The sequence below is a fragment of the Burkholderia aenigmatica genome (assembly GCF_902499175.1).
GTDB lineage: Bacteria > Pseudomonadota > Gammaproteobacteria > Burkholderiales > Burkholderiaceae > Burkholderia > Burkholderia aenigmatica.
The window spans coordinates 40305-57605 of the sequence record NZ_CABVQC010000039.1; the positions used below are offsets into that span (position 1 = coordinate 40305).

The window sequence follows — 17301 nt, forward strand, 5'->3', positions numbered from 1 at the left end:
GTCAGTCGACGTCGATGCATGCGGCGCCGACGATGGCGCCCGACCTGCCCTTGCCGCCGTGCATGCCGCGCACGCCGTGTGCGTCGAACGCGTCGGGCGCAATCCGTCCCCGCCCCGGCATGCCGCCGTGATCGGTCGCATTCATGTCGCGCGTCACGGCAGACGGTGGCGTGCCGCGTAGTACGCGCGCCAGTGCGCCCCTTCGCGCCGCGCGGCTTTCTGTTCGAAGTAGCGGCGCAGCTTTGCGCGATCGTCGGCGTTATCCTTGACGACGGTGCCGGCGATGCAGTCGACGAGATCCTGCGGCGATCCTTCGCGTTGCTCGAGGAACCATGCGCGCACCCCGACCGCATGCGCGACGTTCACCGCTTCGGCTGTCGACATCACCGCCGTCAACCGATCCATCGCGCCGTCGCTGCCTGTGCCGTCGCCGGTCCCGCCGCGCAGGTCGCGAAACGTGGTGACCAGCAGTTCCAGCACCGGCTGCGGCACGGCCGCCGGAATGCCGCTGCCGGCCAGCAGCCGCGCGCTGGCTTCGCGCACGAGCGCGAGTTCGCTGTCGAAGTCGAGAATCGGAAACACGGTTTCGAAATCGAAGCGCCGCTTGAGCGCCGCGCTCATCTCGTTCACGCCGCGATCGCGCGTGTTCGCGGTCGCGATGATGTTGAAACCCTCGCGCGCATACAGCATCCCGTGTTCGCCATGCAGTTCGGGCACCGCCATCACGCGATCCGACAGCATGCCGAGCAGGCAGTCCTGCACCTCCAGCGGCGCGCGCGTGATTTCCTCGAAGCGCACGATCTTGCCGTCGTGCATGCCCTGGTACAGCGGCGCGGGCACGAGCGCGCGCGGGCTCGGTCCTTCGTTGATCAGCAACGCGTAGTTCCAGCCGTACTTGATCTGGTCTTCGGTGATGGATGCGCCGCCCTGGATCGTCAGCGTCGACGTGCCGCTGATCGCGGCCGCCAGCAGCTCGGACAGCATCGATTTCGCGGTACCCGGTTCGCCGACCAGCATCAGTCCGCGGCCGGTGGCGAGCGTGACGAGCATGCGCTCGATGCTTGCGATCGGCGCGACGATCTTCGGCGCAATGCCGAGCGAGCGATCGCCGGCAATGAATGCACGGGCGGCCGTCAGGCTCAGTTGCCAGCCCGGCGGACGGGGTTGGCCGCCATCCTGCGCCTTCAGCTCGGCGAGCTGATCGGCGTACAGGACTTCAGCGGGCGGACGCTGCAATGCATGCGGTTGAGACGGAGCCATGTCTGCTTCTTCTTGTCTTGTATTCGCGGTCGGGCTCGAATGCCCTCGGAGCGCGAATTATATCGCTGCGCGGCGACAAGATCCGTCAACATGCGTTTTGGCGATCGCGCGATTCGATCGCGGGCACCGGTTCGCGATGGAGCGGGTGCGATGAACACCGCAACAGGCTGCTCATCGCGCGTTCAACGCCGCTCGTTCGTCACCGAAGGCCAGCGGCATCTCGTGTCTCACATCGATATCAACCCGCGATACCTGCCAGCCGACCGCGAATGATCTCCGTCGCCTCGTTCACGATGCGCTCGACGAGTTCCTTCACGGTCGGGATATCGCGGATCAACCCGACGACCAAGCCGCACGACCAGGCGCCCGCATCGAGCGCGCCCTCCTTCATGATGCGCGGATACACCCCGGCGACCTCTTCAACGATATCGTCGAACCGGATACTGGCGCCGAGCTTGCTTTCCTTGTCGAGGATGCGATCGACCGCGGCGTTGCGCAGCACGCGCTCGGTATTGCGCAACGGGCGCATGACCAGACGCGTGTCCAGTTCGGTCGCCGCGACCAGCGCCTGCTTCACGTTTTCGTGCACCGGCGCCTCGCGGGTGGCGATGAAGCGCGTCCCCATGTTGATGCCATCCGCGCCTAGCGAAAGTGCCGCAACCAGCGACCGGCCATCAGCCATGCCGCCGGAGGCCACGAACGGGATCTTGAGCTCGTCGGCCGCGCGCGGCAGCAGGATGAAGTTCGGAATGTCATCCTCGCCCGGATGGCCACCGCATTCGAATCCATCGACGCTGACCGCATCGCAGCCGATAGCCTCCGCCTTGAGCGCATGACGAATCGACGTGCACTTGTGGATCACCTTGACATGCGCGTCCTTGAGCGCGGCCAGATATGGCTGCGGGTTGTTGCCGGCCGTTTCGACGATCTTGACCCCGCCTTCGACGATGGCCCGGATATAGCCCGGATAGTCGGGGGAGGTGACGGTCGGCAGGAAGGTGAGGTTCACGCCGAACGGCTTGTCGGTCATCTCGCGGCAACGCCGGATTTCGGCAGCGAGATCCGCCGGCGATCGCTGCGTCAGGCCGGTAATGATGCCGAGGCCACCGGCATTGGAGACGGCTGCCGCCAGCTCCGCGTACCCGACGTGATGCATGCCGCCCTGGATGATCGGATAGTCGATGCCGAAGAGTTCGGTGATCCTGGTTTTCATGATGTTTTCGGTTCAGGTTGAGACGAAAGCGCCTTCGCATGCCGGAAACGCGACGGGCCCCCGGTGGATTTGGACAGTTTCCTCGCAGTTCGGATTGCCGTACATTGGCTAAACTGACACATTGAGTGCGATATCCGACACGCCATGCCCCGCGCCGCCATCCTTGCGTATGACGATTGCTACGCCTCCAGCCTGGGCGGGTTCGCCGACATCCTCCAGATTGCGAACGCGCATTTGCGGCGACAGCGGGGCGATGGACATGCGCAGTTCGAATGGCGGTTCTTGTCTCCGACCGGGAAGCCGGTGATGGCGAGCAACGGGCTACAACTGAACACGGAGCCGATCCGGCCGCAAGAGAAGTTCGACCTGGTTTTCATTCCCAGCGCGCACTATGCGAGCGGCAAGGCGTTCGACGAGTTGCTGGCACGACAGTCTGCCGCATGCGACTGGCTGGTTTCGCAATGGAACGCGGGGGCCTACCTTGCGGCAAACTGCACCGGCACGTTCGTGCTGGCCAGCACCGGTCTCCTGGACGGACGGCCTGCGACGACCACGTGGTGGCTGGCCGACCAGTTTCGCAGCCGGTTTCCCCGTGTCGACCTTCAACTGGAACCCGTCGTCACCGAAGCGGATCGACTGATCTGTGCCGGTGCGTCAGCGTCCTACCTGCTGCAGACCATCCATGTCATCGAGCGTTTCGCTGGGGCGATCATCGCGGCGCAGTGCGCCAAAACGATGCTGATCGACGTGAGCCAGACCAAGCAATCGCCGTACCTCCCGTTGCTGACGGACAAGACGCACGCCGATTCGCTGGTTCACCGCGCACAGCATTGGCTGCAGAAGAACATGGCGAAGGACGTGAAGATGTCGGCGATGGCGCATGATCTCGGCGTGAGCGAGCGCACGATCATCCGCCGATTCCAGGCCGCGTTGAATCAGCCGCCCTTGCGGTATTTGCAGAGCCTGCGCATCGAAGCCGCGCGCGGTTTGCTGGAGGCCGGCGATCTCAGCCTCGAGCGGATCACGGCCCAGGTGGGATACAGCGATACGAGCTCTTTCTGCCGGCTGTTCAAGGAGAAGGTCGGTCTCAGCCCGGGTGCGTATCGTGATCGCTTTCGACCCGCTGCGGAATCACAACAATGACCGATCGGCGGATTGCGGATGACAGTCCACCGGTCAGCATCCGCTCGCCATCGCCGCCCGTCCCCCACCCACGCGATTCGTTTGTAGAATCGGCGTGTTCGCCGTTCATGACACGGTAAAAGGCATGATCGTCAGCCGCCGCCCCGGCGGCGCCCTGCCGCCCTTCATCGACTCGGTCTGGGCGGAGTACCCGCCGCCTCCGATCCGGAATGAACTTTGCCGCGGGCTATGCCGACCAGCCGCATTTCAACCGCGAGTTTCGCGCGTTCACGGGGCTGTCGCCGGAAGAGGACCGGCAACGCGCGAACGCGAACGGCTTTCACGTTCCGCTCTGACCCGATGTCAGGTGCGGCGGCAAATCTTGTTCAAGACCGGGCCCGCGAGGCCCGACAGGATCGAGCGACACCCACCCCATCACCCGGAGGGCACCATGGCGATTCACGAAGTCTTTCCCTATTTGCGCGCCAAACACGCGGACGACGCCATCGCGTTCTATGCGAAGGCGTTCGGCGCGCAGGAGAAATTCCGCCTCGTCGAGCCGTCGGGACGCATCGGCCACGCGGAATTGCAGCTCGGGCCATGCACGCTGATGATCTCGGACGAGTTCCCCGAATACGATATCCTTGCCCTCGACCCGGATGCCAAAGCGCCGATGTCGCTTCACCTGCATGTCGACGACGCCGACGCGACGATCGCCGCCGCAGTCGCGGCCGGCGCGCAATTGACACGCGCGATCCAGGACCAGTTCTACGGCGAGCGTTCCGGCAAGATTCGCGACCCGTTCGGTTACGAATGGCTGATCGGGCATACGATCGAAGCGGTCGAACCCGATGAAATGCAGCGGCGTTATACGGCGCTACTGTCCGGCGGCCAGCAGAAAACCTGAACGGCGCACCGCGCGCGCCGGTCGATCACTCCGACATTCGCGATGCACTATCACCCCGACGACATCCACCGGCTCTACCGGAGCGTGCCGACGCTGCTGCTGAACCGTCCCGCGCCGGCCGAACAATTCCTGGCCGCCGCCGTCGAGACCGGCGCCGAACTCGGGCACGTGCTGCGCGACTACCCGCAGGTCCGCTATCAGCCGCTCGACTTCCACTACCTGTGCCAGCAAAGCCTGTCCGTGCTGGACGACGCGCTGCTGGCCGACCTCACGCGCGACATGAACCACGGATGGCGCGGCGCGCAATGGGCCGCGCTGTTGATCGCGTTATCGGGCGACGCGCGTCATCTGCCGCACCTCGACGAAGTCAGGGGCCACCGCGGCGTCGAGTGGACGGCAGAGCTCGCCGAAGCCGCGTCGGGCCCCGATGCACGATCGTCGGCATTCCGTGGCTGCCAGTCGATCGTGCGCCTGCGCGATCAGCTTGCCGCGTTGCCGCGCGTCGCGGTTCGGTTGCGGCCCTGGCTCTCGCCGGAAGCGCTCGAAGCCTGGGCGATCGCCGTCCGCGCCGCGTATCGCAGCGGTGGCGTCGAAGCCGCTCTGCCGGTTGCTCGCCGTTAGACTGCTCGCCGTCGATCGCTCGATCGACGATCACGCGATGGCCGCCTGAATCCCCCGACGTCGCGCTGGAACGCATCGCCAACCCGGCGCGCGCGTTCCACCGCACCGCACGCCCTCGTCTTCCGTCCCGCCGCGATTCCGAGCGATTTCGCAGAGGACCTTTCCTGTGCAACGCCTTAATCGACCGCCGCGCGATCTCCAATAATGGCCGCTCGATCCGCCGGCCACCGGGCCGGAAAAACGATAAAAACTCCTATGCATTCCTACAAATTGACCAAGCACGCCAGCACGCGACTCGCGGGGACCGCCATTGCCGCCAGCCTGACCGCCTTCGCGCCGGGCGGCGCGCACGCACAGAGCAGCGTGACGCTGTACGGCCTGATCGATACGTCGATCACCTACGCGACGAACCAGCGCTCGCACGGCGCCGGATCGCCGGGCAGCGGCACCGTCGCGATGACGAGCGGTGCGCTTAACGCGTCGCGCTGGGGGCTGCGCGGCCGCGAGGATCTCGGCGGCGGGACGGCCGCGGTCTTCACGCTCGAGAACGGTTTCTCGGGCACCACCGGCGCGCTGTCGCAGAAAGGCGTCGACATGTTCGGCCGCCAGGCTTGGATCGGCCTGAGTTCGAAGACGGCCGGCACGCTCACGTTCGGCCGCCAGTACGACCTGATCCTCGATTTCGTGACGCCGCTCGGCGCGTCCGGCCCCGGCTGGGGCGGCAACCTGGCAGTTCATCCGTACGACAACGACGATTCGAACCGCAACCTTCGCATCAATCACGCGGTGAAGTACACGAGCCCGACGTACCGGGGGCTGACGTTCGGTGCGATGTACGGGTTCTCGAACACGGCCGGCCAGTTCGCCAACAACGCGGCCTGGAGCGCGGGGGTGTCGTATGCGAACGGGCCGCTGAAGCTCGGCGCCGGCTACCTGAAAATCAGCCGCGACCGCAATGCGCCGAACCCGAATGGCGCACTCAGCACAGTCGACGGCTCGGCGACGATCACGGGTGGCAACCAGCAGATCTGGGCCGCCGCCGGCCGTTATGCGTTCGGGCCGCATTCGGTCGGCGCCGCGTGGTCGCATTCGACCACCGATGGCGTGACGGGTGTCCTCCAGGGCGGCGGCATCGCACCGCTGAAGGGTGAATCGCTGGTGTTCGACAACTTCACGGTCGACGGACATTTCTTCGTCACGCGTGCGTTGAGCCTCTCGGCCGCGTACACGTACACGATGGGCCGCTTCGACACGCGCACCGGCCAGACGCGCCCGAAATGGAACCAGGTCGTCGCGCAAGCCGACTATGCGCTGTCGAAGCGCACGGATGCGTATCTCGAAGGCGTCTACCAGAGCGTGAGCGGCGGCAACGGCAATCCCGCATTCAACGCGACCGTCTGGACGCTGACGCCGTCGGCGAACAGCAACCAGGTCGTCGTCGCACTGGGGCTGCGGCACAAGTTCTGACGACGCGGCGCGGCGCAACGCCGCTACGCCAACCGCGTAAGGCATGCGTTCCGGCACTGCCCGATCGTCATGCCCCTGAGCCGAAAAGGCCGCGCCCGTGCGCGGCCTTTTCGCTGTGGCATCGCCCCGCACGAAGGCAAGAATGCCGCCCGGTCTGTCGCGTCGGCGCAAAAAAATGCGGAGAAACTGGTCACGCTGTGACATTTTTCCTAATCTGTTTGCAGCGGCGCCGAGATTTGGCGTTCCGGTCGCGACACTCTTTCATATGGCGCACCACCGGCTTACGAACACGATTCACGTCGTGGGTGCCGGACCTTTCGCGCTGTCGAGGCCGGATACGGACGTGCCGATCGCACGCCCCACGCGTTCAACGCAGTCAACCGCAGGAGACGAACGATGAGCAAAACGAACCGAATTGCGGTCCTGGCAACCGTCGTACTGCTGGCCGGTTGCCACCACGCGGCCAAGACGCCCGAGAATGCCGGCATGGCGCCGACGCCCTCGAGCGAAGCCGTCGCAACGGTGACGGCCGACGAGCTCAATAATCCGAACAGCCCGCTCGCGAAGCGCAGCATCTACTTCGATTTCGACCAGTACTCCGTCAAGCCCGAATACCAGTCGCTGCTGCAGGCGCATGCCGACTACCTGCGCAGCCATCCGGCGCGGCACGTGCTGATCCAGGGCAACACTGACGAACGCGGCACGTCCGAATACAACCTCGCGCTCGGCCAACGCCGGTCGCAGGCCGTGATGAGCGGGCTCGAAACGCTCGGCGTGCCGGCCACGCAACTCGAGGCGGTCAGCCTCGGCAAGGAAAAGCCGGTCGCGCTCGGCCACGACGAGGATTCCTGGGCACAGAACCGCCGCGCCGATCTCGTCTATCGTTGATCGCGGGCCACCGCGACAGTGGCACCCGCTTCACGAACAGCATGGCAGCCCGCAGGCCGCAGAAGCGGCCGCGCGGCGCATGCACGCCATCGACGATGCCGCGGTGCTTCTCGTTCAATGCCGGCGTTCGAGCCGGCGATGCAGCCAGTGCGACATCACGGCCGATGCCACGATCGCATTGAGCGTGGCGGCCGCTGTGAAGGTGTCGAACTTGTCGGTCTTCGCCAGGCCATTCACGATTTCGACGAAGCCGAGCGCCGCGCCAGCACCGACGACCATCCCCAGCAGCACGAACCAGCGCCGCTGGATTCGCGTGCCGATCGCGCCCATGATGCCGCCCGCCACGGCTGCCGGCAGGAAAAAGCCAAGCAGGAACGATCCGAAGAAGATGATCGGCACCATGCCGGCGCTGACATTCAGTCGCTCCCACGACGGGCCGTCGAGCAACGACCACATGATCAGCGTCACCGCCGGCCAGACGAGCGATGTGACCAGCGGGCCGCCGACGGCAAATGACACGCAGCCGAGCACGACGGAATGGGACGGACGCGACGTCGGACGCTCAACGGTGGCACTCATGTTTTTGTAGTCGGAATCGGAATGGCGGCGTGCCGCAGTGTACCAAGGCGCCGCGCGACGGCTCCGATCCGGCCCCTTCGCGTTCGACGATCCACAAAAAGCATGGAATAAACGGCCCGCCCGAAACGTTTCGTGTTTCGTCAGCGCGCAGACGTGCGGTTCACGCGAACCGGCCTTTCCCGCGGACTGCGCGTGGCAAGGAGGCGGACATGAAATCGGCAACGTTGGCCGCGGCGCTGATCGCCGCGCTGGTGCTCGTCCTGTCGGCGGGATGCATGTCGTCGGGGAGTGGCCCTGCGCAGGGACCGGGCATGAGCCGGTATGGCGGTGGCGGCGCGGGAGGCAGCGGAGGGGGTGGCGGAGGTGGCGGAGGTGGCGGCGGCTACTGAAGAACCGCCGCAAGAAATCGGGCGACGCGTCGCGCGCGAGCACCGGAAACCGGCTGAATCGCGCGCGACGCCCTGCCCGGCGGCACGACTTAACGCATGGCCTTCACGTCGGCCGGCGTGACGCTCGCGGGCTGGCCGCCCCACGTCGCACGCAGGTAGTTCGCGAGCTGCGCGAGTTCGTCGTCGCTCAGCGTGTGCGCGAAACCGGGCATCGGCTGCAGGTTCTCGAACCCGGCAAACTTCTGCTCGCCGATGCCGTCGAGCATCGCGACCAGCAGGTTGCGGGAATCGCCCTGGCGCACCGTCGAATTGCCGTTCATCGGCACCGCCACGTGCGGCTTGCCTTCGCCGTTGAAGCCGTGACAGCCCGCGCAGACCGCGAGATACACCGAGCGGCCGGCGGCGAGTTGCGCGGCGTCGGCCGACACCGGCTTCACCGGTTGCGGCGCGGGCGGCGTATCGCCCAGCAGGTACACGGACAGCGCGCGCAGGTCGTCCTTCGCCATGTACTGCGTGCTCAGGTGCACGACCGGATACATCTCGCCGAATGCCGACCCTTGCGGTGCGATGCCGACGCCGAAGAACGTCTGCAGGTCGGCACCCGTCCAGCCGCGCGCGGCCAGGCCGGCCGGCGTGATGTCAGGCGCCGCCACACGGCCGAGCGCCGCGCCCGTGAACGGCTTCGCGCTGTCGAGCTGGCCCGTGAACGCGCGCGGCGTATGGCATTCCGCGCAGTGGCCGAGCGCGCCCGCCAGATAGCGGCCGCGCTGCCAGTCGGCGGACTGGCCGGTCGATGCATCGGGCAGGCTGTCCTTCAGGAACACCATGTCCCAGAAGACCATCCCGAAACGCAGGTTGTACGGGAACTTCAGCTCGTGTTCGCGGTTTTCCTGCGCGACCGGCTTGACGGTCTTCAGGTACGCGTACATCGCGTCGGAATCGGCGCGCGTGAGCTGCCGGTACGACGTATACGGCATCGACGGATAGAGGCGCTTGCCCGGCGCCTTGCCGTCGTGCAGCGCGGCGTAGAAGTCGTCCGCGCTCCAGCTGCCGATCCCGTGATCCTTGTCGGGCGTGATGTTCGAGCCGTAGAACGTGCCGAACGGCGATTCGAGCGGCGCGCCGCTGGCGAACGGCGCGCCGTCCTTGGCGGTGTGGCACGCCGCGCAGTCGGCGGCCTTGACGAGATAGCGGCCGCGCGCGACCTGGTCGGCGCCGGGCGCGCCGGAAGCGGCGTTCGAGGCCGGCGCGTCGCGGCCGCCACACGCAGCGAGCAGCAGCGCGCAGGCCGCGGCGAGTGCGGGCAGGCCCGCAGCCCGCGCGACACGGTGAGCGTAGGTGCGTTTCATGCGGCGTCCTTCACGAGTCCCGGCGTCGTCAGCACCACGTCCTTGACGGCTTCGTAGTAGCGGACATAGCCCGTGCAGCGGCAGATGTGCGCGTCGAGCGATTCGGTGATCGTGCGTTCGACGTCGGCCTTCGCGATCGGCTCGCGCTTCAGGCGTTCGATCAGCACGGTCGCCGCGTTGACGAAGCCCGGCGTGCAGTAGCCGCACTGGAAGCTGAAGTGCTCGAGGAACTTCTGCTGGATCGGCGACAGTTCGACCACTTCGCCGGCTTCGTTGCGCTTCGCGTGGCCTTCGATCGTGCGGATCGAGCGGCCGTGGAAGAAGTGCGCGCCGGTAATGCACGTGCGCATTTCCTCGCTCGTGCCGTCCGGCTTGTCGACGATCACGACGCACGCGTGGCAGATCCCCTGCCCGCAGCCAAGCCGCGAACCGGTGAGGCCCGCGTACTCGTGCAGGAACTCGATCATCATCAGCCCTTCCGGCACCTGCATCGGGCCGACGGACTTGCCGTTGATGTTGATCGACAGCGGTTTCGACTGGAACCGGACGAGCGGACGCTCGACGGCAGCCGGTGCAGATGCCGCAGCCGGCACTGCCGGGGCCGAGGCCGGTGCGGCCGAAGCCGCGCTCGGCGCGGAAGCGCCGGTCGCAGCGGCGCTGGCGCTCGCGGCCGAAGCCGCGGTTTGGGCGGTCGTCATGCGAGCACCTCCTGAATCTTTTGCGGGGTCACCGGCAGGTCGGTGAAACGATGGCCGATCGCGTGCGCGATGCCGTTCACGATCGCGCCGACGACGGGGATCATCACCACTTCGGCGACGCCCTTCGGCGGATCGGTCTCGGACAGCGGCGGCAGCACGTCGCCCGTCTGCGTCCACACGGCGACGTCGGACGCGCGCGGTAGCTGGTAACGGTTGAAGTTCCACGTACCGTTGCCGGGGCCGTCTTCATACAGCGGCAGGTACTCGTGCAGCGCGTGGCCGATCCCCATCGCGAGACCCCCCTGCAACTGGCCGGACACGAGCTGCGGCGAAATCTGGTTGCCGCATTCCATGACCGAGTGATGCGTGAGCAGCTCGACCTTGCCGGTCGCTTCGTGCACGGCCAGCTCGACGAGCGTGCCGACTGCCGTGTAGTACGTGACAGCCGCGTTGTTGCGGCTCGTCGGCGGGATGAACACGCGCTTGCGGTCCAGCACGCGATAGCCGTTCGCGGTCGGCGCCAGCGTGCCGCGCATCGCAGTCGCGCCGGCCGGCGCGGCGGTGCCGGGCACCGGGCCGTTGTCGCCCGTCTTCGGCGCGCCGACGCGCAGCGACAGCCCGTCGATCGGCAAGCGCTCGACCGTGCCGCCGACTTCGAACTCGGCGTCGGTCCACTGCCAGCGGTTGAACACGTGCACGACGGCGCCGGTCGGCAGGCCGAGCGCATATGCCTGCTTCGCGAGCTGTTCGAAGCTCAACGGCTCGAGTCCGTCGGCGGTCAGCTTGCCGTCGACCCAGCGCGCGTCTTCGATGCGGATCGTGTACGGCGCGGCCTGGCCGCCGCCGAGGCCGCGCGTCCAGATCGACATCGCCGCCGGCCACAGGCCGTAGCGGAACACCGCGCGCGCGGCTTCGCGCGTGCTGTGCGTAAAGTAGTACGCGGAGTTCGTCGCGCTCGACGGCGACGCATAGCTCGGCGACCAGCGCGGGTTCGCGCTCAGGCGATCCTGGTCGGCCTGCGACATGATGTACGGATCGCCGCTGGTCTCGACCGGCAGGTCCGGCCATTCGGTCACGGCCACGCGCACTTCGGTTGCCGGACGACCCAGCCATTTCGCAACCGCGACGGCCTGCGACGTCGACATCCCGGTGCCGATCTCGGCTGCCGTGTGCTGCAGCGACACCTTGCCGTTCTCGTCGAATTCGACCTTCGCGAACGACGCTTCCGCGCCCGTGCCGAAGTCCTTCTGCACGCATGCGAAGCCGACGCCGTAGCGCTTGCCCGGATTCGCGGCCTCGTATTCAGCCTTGCGCGCGACGCGACGCGTCCACAGCGGATGCTGCTTCGAGCGCTCGAGCACCTCGTCGACGCGCAGCGCGCCGGCGGGAATCGCCCCCTGCGTGTTCTTCATCCCCGAACGCAGCGCGTTGCGCAGGCGGAAATCGATCGGGTCGATGTTCAGTTGCGCGGCGATCTCGTCGACCGCCATCTCGGTCGCGGCCATGCTCTGCAGCGTGCCGTAGCCGCGCGCGGAGCCGGCATCGATCGCGCGCGACGCGATCGCCACCGCGGCCAGGTCGCTCTTCGGGAAGTAGTAGATCGATTGCGCGGCCGTTGCGCCGACCATTGCGACCGAAGGCGAGAAGTTCGAGCGCCCGCCGCCGTTCGCCTCGAAGTCGCCCTTGAACGACTGCAGCAGGCCCGTGTTGCGGTCCACCGCGATCCGGTAGTGCATCTTGAACGCGTGACGCTTCAGCGACGTCTGGAACTGCTCGTAGCGGTCGTTCGCGAAACGCACCGGGCGGCCGTCCGCGTACAGCGCGCAGACGAGGCCGTAGAACGGCACGTTGAAGTGATCCTTGGAGCCGTAGCCGACCGTGTAGCACGGATGCACGAACAGCTTCTTCACCGGCATGCGGCACTTCGCGACCATCTCGGCCGCGTGCTCCGCCACTTCCAGCGGCGACTGGGTCGGCACGACGAGGTGCAGCGACTGCGTCGTGGTGTCGTACCAGCAGTTCGCGTTGTCCGGTTCGAGCGCGGACGTGTCGACCGACTGCGTGTTGTACTCGCGGTCGAACACGAGCCAGTCGGCCGACGGATGGTCGAGCTCGCTGGCGATCTGCCCGGCCAGGAACATGCCCTGCTCGTCGAGCTTGCCGTGCTCCTTGCCGTCCGGCCACACCGGCAGGTGCTTGCGCATCATGCTCGGAAAGATCGGTGCGTCCTTCAGGCTCGAATAGACGTCGTCGTCGTAGGCCGCCTTGCCACCCACCCGCACATAGCGGAAGGTGCCCCACGGGTCGCGCTCGAGCGGACCCGTGACCGCGCCGTAGCGGATCACGTCGTCGCGGAACTTGAGCGCGTTCTTCGCGAAGCGGAAGCGCGCGAAGTCGTGGTAGATGAGGATCGCGACCGCATGGCCGAGATACGCGGGCGTCTTGCCGGCCGGCAACAACATGTCGTCGCCGTAGAACGCCGGGAACGCGACGCCGTCGCGCGCGAGATCGTCGGCCGTGACCACGCGGTCCGGCTTCAGGTCGTCGCCGAGCAACGAAAGGTCGAAGCCTTCGTAGGTGCGGTCGGCCTGCGTGACGCGCAGGATCAGCGCATGCGACTGCTGCTGCGGCCAGTGCGGCATGTCGGCTGCGCGCACGTCACGGGCGAACACTTTCGAGCCCGTGACCTTCGCGATGCCGTCGATGCGGAATTGGGGGATGCCGGTGACGCTATCCCATTTGACGGGGGTGAGGAGTTTTTCTTCGAAGAGCGCCGCGAACGCGCGGCTGCCCAGGGGCGCGACATACACTGCGACGCCCGCCAGCACGCTGGCTTTCAGAAAACCCCGCCGTGACAGGCCGTGGTTTTTCATTGGGGGGAACCTCCTGATGCGGCTCGGACGGCGATCGGGTGTCGCGACGTTCGGAGCGGCGCGCATTCTGGCATTGTTTTAGATATATCGCCTATAGTATTTCTCGCATGAAATACTTATCGAATTTCTTATAACGGTATTCAGCCGGGCTGCGGCAGCCGGTCGCGGGTGGCAATTCGTCCCCGTCGCGTGATCGTTTGCAGCGGTTTCGATCGGATCGACCGCATCCGGCGGACCCGCGCCGCCTGCAAGGCAACCGGTCTCCCGTCGGTCGCCGAACCGCATTCCGTTCGCAACGATGCTGCCGTGACGTAGGTGAATGCGCAAGACTTTCGCGGGCGTGGTTTACGACTAGTGGCCGGCGCAGCGCCCGATGCGGCCCATGTTTCATGGTAATGTCGTGCGCATCCGGCCTGGCCGGGCTTCCGCCATGTGCCGTGCGGGCGCCGCCAGCCATCGCGACATCACGCGACATCGTGTCGAGGTTAAAAACCATGGCAGTCAGGGCATCTCTCCTGCACTCCGTTCTCGCCACTCCCCCCTCCGGCAACCACCGTGTGACGGCCGCACTGCGCCCGTCGATGCTCGTTACGCTGTTCGAAGACGTCCGCCCGATGGCGCTCTCCGGGCTCGCGAGCGGCTTCGTCGCGGCCGTCGCGCTGATCCGGCTGCAGCAGCTCTGGTGCCTCGCGTGGCTGATCGTCGACGTCGGCCTGCTCGTCGCGCGGCTCTCGATCGCGCGTGCGTACGCGGTGCGGCGCGACGCCGGCGACGACCGCGCCGAATACTGGGCGATGCACTATGCGCCCGTGTCGCTCGTCGCGTGCTTCGTGCTCGGCCTCGGCGTGATGGGCTGCGTGCAGGCCGTCGACGTCGAGCTCGGCACGCTGTCGGTGATGGTCGCGGGCGGCGTGTTCGGCGGGATCGCGTCGCGCAATTCGGCGCTGCCGCGCCTCGCGATGATGCAGGTCACGCTCGGCGTGCTGCCGATCGGCGTCGGTGCGCTGTTGGCCCACCGGTCGGGCGCATGGCTGCTGCTGCCGCCGCTCGCAATCTATCTCGCCGCGATGCGCACGGTCGTCCAGCGTCACTATCGCGTGCTCGTCGCGCTGATCGCCGCTCGCCAGCGCAACGCCGAACTCGTCGCGCGCTTCGACGCCGCGCTCACCTACATGCCGCACGGCCTGTGCATGATCGACGGCGAGCACCGCGTGATCGTCACGAACCGGCGCACCGCGCAACTGTTCGGCTCGCCGCGCGAGATCATGCTCGATACGCCGCTGCCGGCCGTCGTCGCGGCGCTCGGCGCGAACGACGCGACCGATCCCGGTGGCGCCAGTCTCGCCACACAGTGCGAGCTCTGGCTGACCTGCGACGAACCCGCGCCGCTCGACGTCGTGCTCGCCGACGGCCGCCAGCTCGAACTCACGCGCCACCGCGTGCCGGACGGCAACGCGGTGATCATCGTCGAGGACGTCACCGCGCGCCGCCGGACCGAGCAGCACATCCGGCACCTCGCGCGGCACGACGCGCTGACGGGTTTGCCGAACCGCCACGAACTGCATGCCGAGCTCAAGCGGATGCTCGCGCGCCGGCCGCGCACGCCGGGCCCCGCGCCCGCCGTCATGTATCTCGACCTCGACGGCTTCAAGGCGATCAACGACCGGTTCGGCCACCAGGCCGGCGACGACGTGCTGACGCAGGTGGCCGAGCGGCTCGGCAAGACGCTGCCGCCCGGCGAGCTGGCCGCACGAATCGGCGGCGACGAGTTTGTCGTCGCGCTCGACGACACGACGATGCACGCGTGCTCGCTGCTCGCCGCACGCATCATCCGGCAGATCTCCGCGCCGTATACGCTGTCGATCGGCGCGACCGTGAGCCTGGGGATCAGCATCGGCATCGCACTCGACGACGGGCACGGCTCCCCCGATGAACTGATCCGGCAGGCCGACAGCGCGCTGTACGACGCGAAGTCGGCCGGCAAGGGAATCTACCGCTTCTATTCGAGCGGCAGCAGCCACGTCGCGCCAGCCACCGCGAACTGACCCGGCTGCGCCGCCCTCTTTCCCCCGCGTTCGCCTCCTCCGACGATTCAAACCCGAAACGCTTTGCGTGACCGCACGTGGCGCCGCGCGTTCGCGTGTCACGTGACGTGTTCCGTAACATCGCCGCCTGCCACGCATCACGTTGGCTGCAGAAGCCGGCACGATCGAATCGGCGCCAGGCTTTTCAAGCCTGGCACTTTTATTGCTCCCTGTCAGGGAAACAGGTTGTCAGGGAGACCCAACATGAACACCGTCGAAGTCCTCAGCCGCAGCGATACCATCGACGAACTGGATGTGATCGACGGCGCGGCACTGATCCGCCGGCTCGTTTCCGAGCGCCGCATGCCGGCCGCACGCGAAGCCCGATGCGTCGACAATCCGCCGCTGACGCTCTACGGCGCGTTTCGCCAGGGCGTCGCCGATCACGGCGCGCACCGTGCGAATCCGTATCGTGCCGGCAGCCGTTTCTGGGCACTGTGGGAAGAAGGCCGTATCGAAGCTGAAACATCGGGCCGATAAGACGGCTGCGCGTGCCGGCCCTGTCGCGGCAAGGGGCCGGCGCGAAACATCGCACCCGAATGCGGCCGGCTCGCACGCCGGCATGCGTTCATCGCTGCAACATCGCACGGGGTTCCGCGTATCGGCTGTGCAACTCGTCCGTACGTCTCCATGCGCTTGCCGGTCGATGGCGTTCCGCGTTGCGCGCGCCAGGCACACCGCGCGGCGGTCGTTTCCCGATAAGATGGCAGATTCCGTTCATCGAACGATGCCGCCATGAGCGCCTCTTCCTCGCACCGCAATCCCATCCACTGCGAAATCGATCTCGACGCACCCGGCAAGCACGCGGGCTACCTGCGGCTGCCGCATTCCGTGCACCGCTCCGCGTACGGCTGGCTGCCGATCCCGATCGCGTCGATCCGCAACGGCGACGGCCCGGTCGCGCTCGTGATGGCCGGCAACCACGGCGACGAGTACGAAGGCCAGATCATCGTGTCGCAACTGATGCGCGAGATCGAGCCCGAGATGGTCAGCGGGCAGCTGATCCTGCTGCCGATGGCGAATTTCCCGGCGGCCGATGCAGGCCTGCGCGTGTCGCCGCTCGACGAAGGCAACCTGAACCGCAGCTTCCCCGGCGACCCGACCGGCACGCCGACGCAGATGATCGCCCACTACATCGAGCATGCGCTGCTGTCTCGCGCGCAGTATCTGGTCGATCTGCACTCGGGCGGCAGCTCGCTGCTGTACCAGGGCGGCAACATGCTCGCGATCGATCCGCTCGACGCCGACGAAGCCGCGAAGCTCAACGGGCTGCTGGTCGCGTTCGGGTTGCAGAATGCGCTGCTGCACGCGCCGAACCCCGTGCATTCGGCATCGGCCGCGCGTCGCCAGGGCGCGATCTCGATCGTGACCGAACTCGGCGGCGCAGGCATGGCCGATCCGTCGCTGATCCGGCTCGGCCGCCACGGGCTGCTGCACTACCTCGGCTATATCGGCCTGCTGCACGGCGCGCTCGTGCCCGATGCGCCGCCGACCGTCACGCGCTTCATGCGCGTCGACGGCGAGCGCCACTTCGTCTACGCGTACGAGCGCGGGCTGTACGAGCCGCTCGTCGAACTCGGCGACCAGGTGAAGGCCGGGCAGCCGGCCGCATGGGTACATTTCCCCGATACGCCGCTGCGTGAGCCTGTGCTGCACCGCTTCAAGGGCGACGGCGAAGTGGTGTGCAAGCGCGTGCCCGCGCAGGTGCGGCGCGGGGACTGCCTGTTTCAGTTGGCGGAGTTGTCGACGCCGGCGCGTGTCATCGAGTGATCGCGACTGGCACAACCCGCCGCCGCGAAGGATATCGACAACGCGTCACAACCGTCGTACGCCGGCGCCGGTGCATATTGA

16 protein-coding genes are annotated in these 17301 nt (G+C 67.0%); 9 read left to right on the plus strand and 7 right to left on the minus strand.

Going from position 1 to position 17301, the window contains the following annotated elements:
- Position 1 precedes the first annotated feature (1 nt).
- The 3 genes from BDO18943_RS25345 to BDO18943_RS25355 all read right to left on the minus strand — a co-directional run bounded on the left by BDO18943_RS25345 (position 2) and on the right by BDO18943_RS25355 (position 2473).
- Positions 2-145 (minus strand): hypothetical protein, encoded by a 144-nt coding sequence (locus BDO18943_RS25345; protein ID WP_175024522.1) that lies wholly within the window; start codon positions 143-145, stop codon positions 2-4.
- Positions 146-153: 8 nt separating this feature from the next.
- The gene (locus BDO18943_RS25350; RefSeq protein WP_175024523.1) at positions 154-1260 is read right to left on the minus strand and encodes an ATP-binding protein; all 1107 of its coding nucleotides are present in this window, start codon (positions 1258-1260) and stop codon (positions 154-156) included.
- Positions 1261-1498: 238 nt separating this feature from the next.
- Positions 1499-2473 (minus strand): NAD(P)H-dependent flavin oxidoreductase, encoded by a 975-nt coding sequence (locus BDO18943_RS25355; RefSeq protein WP_175024524.1) that lies wholly within the window; start codon positions 2471-2473, stop codon positions 1499-1501.
- A 144-nt stretch (positions 2474-2617) separates the two neighbouring features.
- Here BDO18943_RS25355 and BDO18943_RS25360 point away from each other — a divergent pair, with 144 nt between their 5' ends.
- The 6 genes from BDO18943_RS25360 (at position 2618) to pal (ending at position 7478) form a co-directional block, all read left to right on the plus strand.
- Positions 2618-3616 carry a GlxA family transcriptional regulator gene (locus tag BDO18943_RS25360; protein WP_175024525.1) on the plus strand — a complete coding sequence of 333 codons (999 nt, stop codon included), beginning with the start codon at positions 2618-2620 and terminating at the stop codon, positions 3614-3616.
- A gap of 209 nt (positions 3617-3825) precedes the next feature.
- A complete protein-coding gene (locus tag BDO18943_RS25365) occupies positions 3826-3951 on the plus strand; it encodes a helix-turn-helix domain-containing protein (RefSeq protein WP_235996188.1) in 126 nt (41 codons plus the stop codon).
- A 95-nt stretch (positions 3952-4046) separates the two neighbouring features.
- The gene (locus BDO18943_RS25370) at positions 4047-4502 is read left to right on the plus strand and encodes a VOC family protein (protein WP_175024553.1); all 456 of its coding nucleotides are present in this window, start codon (positions 4047-4049) and stop codon (positions 4500-4502) included.
- A gap of 42 nt (positions 4503-4544) precedes the next feature.
- Complete coding sequence (locus BDO18943_RS25375) at positions 4545-5123, plus strand: hypothetical protein (RefSeq protein WP_043186784.1); 579 nt, start codon at positions 4545-4547, stop codon at positions 5121-5123.
- A 255-nt stretch (positions 5124-5378) separates the two neighbouring features.
- Positions 5379-6590: a porin gene (locus BDO18943_RS25380; RefSeq protein ID WP_175024526.1), complete on the plus strand. Its 1212-nt coding sequence runs from the start codon at positions 5379-5381 to the stop codon at positions 6588-6590.
- A gap of 396 nt (positions 6591-6986) precedes the next feature.
- A complete protein-coding gene (pal, locus tag BDO18943_RS25385) occupies positions 6987-7478 on the plus strand; it encodes a peptidoglycan-associated lipoprotein Pal (protein WP_043186780.1) in 492 nt (163 codons plus the stop codon).
- Positions 7479-7592: 114 nt separating this feature from the next.
- On the opposite strand, the gene BDO18943_RS25390 is transcribed toward pal, so the two are convergent.
- The 4 genes from BDO18943_RS25390 to BDO18943_RS25405 form a co-directional block, all read right to left on the minus strand.
- On the minus strand, positions 7593-8057 hold the full coding sequence (locus BDO18943_RS25390) for a hypothetical protein (RefSeq protein WP_175024527.1): 465 nt from the start codon (positions 8055-8057) through the stop codon (positions 7593-7595).
- A 478-nt stretch (positions 8058-8535) separates the two neighbouring features.
- On the minus strand, positions 8536-9795 hold the full coding sequence (locus tag BDO18943_RS25395) for a cytochrome c (protein WP_175024528.1): 1260 nt from the start codon (positions 9793-9795) through the stop codon (positions 8536-8538).
- Positions 9792-10493 carry a (2Fe-2S)-binding protein gene (locus tag BDO18943_RS25400; protein WP_089452929.1) on the minus strand — a complete coding sequence of 234 codons (702 nt, stop codon included), beginning with the start codon at positions 10491-10493 and terminating at the stop codon, positions 9792-9794. Before BDO18943_RS25400 ends, BDO18943_RS25395 begins: the two co-directional genes overlap by 4 nt.
- Positions 10490-13366: a xanthine dehydrogenase family protein molybdopterin-binding subunit gene (locus BDO18943_RS25405; protein WP_175024529.1), complete on the minus strand. Its 2877-nt coding sequence runs from the start codon at positions 13364-13366 to the stop codon at positions 10490-10492. Before BDO18943_RS25405 ends, BDO18943_RS25400 begins: the two co-directional genes overlap by 4 nt.
- A gap of 494 nt (positions 13367-13860) precedes the next feature.
- Here BDO18943_RS25405 and BDO18943_RS25410 point away from each other — a divergent pair, with 494 nt between their 5' ends.
- The 3 genes from BDO18943_RS25410 (at position 13861) to BDO18943_RS25420 (ending at position 17220) form a co-directional block, all read left to right on the plus strand.
- Positions 13861-15411, plus strand: a complete 1551-nt coding sequence (locus BDO18943_RS25410) for a sensor domain-containing diguanylate cyclase (RefSeq protein WP_175024530.1) — start codon at positions 13861-13863, stop codon at positions 15409-15411.
- A 243-nt stretch (positions 15412-15654) separates the two neighbouring features.
- Entirely contained in the window at positions 15655-15930 is a 276-nt protein-coding gene (locus BDO18943_RS25415) for a hypothetical protein (RefSeq protein WP_043186765.1), read from the plus strand.
- A gap of 255 nt (positions 15931-16185) precedes the next feature.
- Positions 16186-17220, plus strand: a complete 1035-nt coding sequence (locus BDO18943_RS25420; protein WP_175024531.1) for a succinylglutamate desuccinylase/aspartoacylase family protein — start codon at positions 16186-16188, stop codon at positions 17218-17220.
- The last annotated feature ends 81 nt before the right edge of the window (positions 17221-17301 follow it).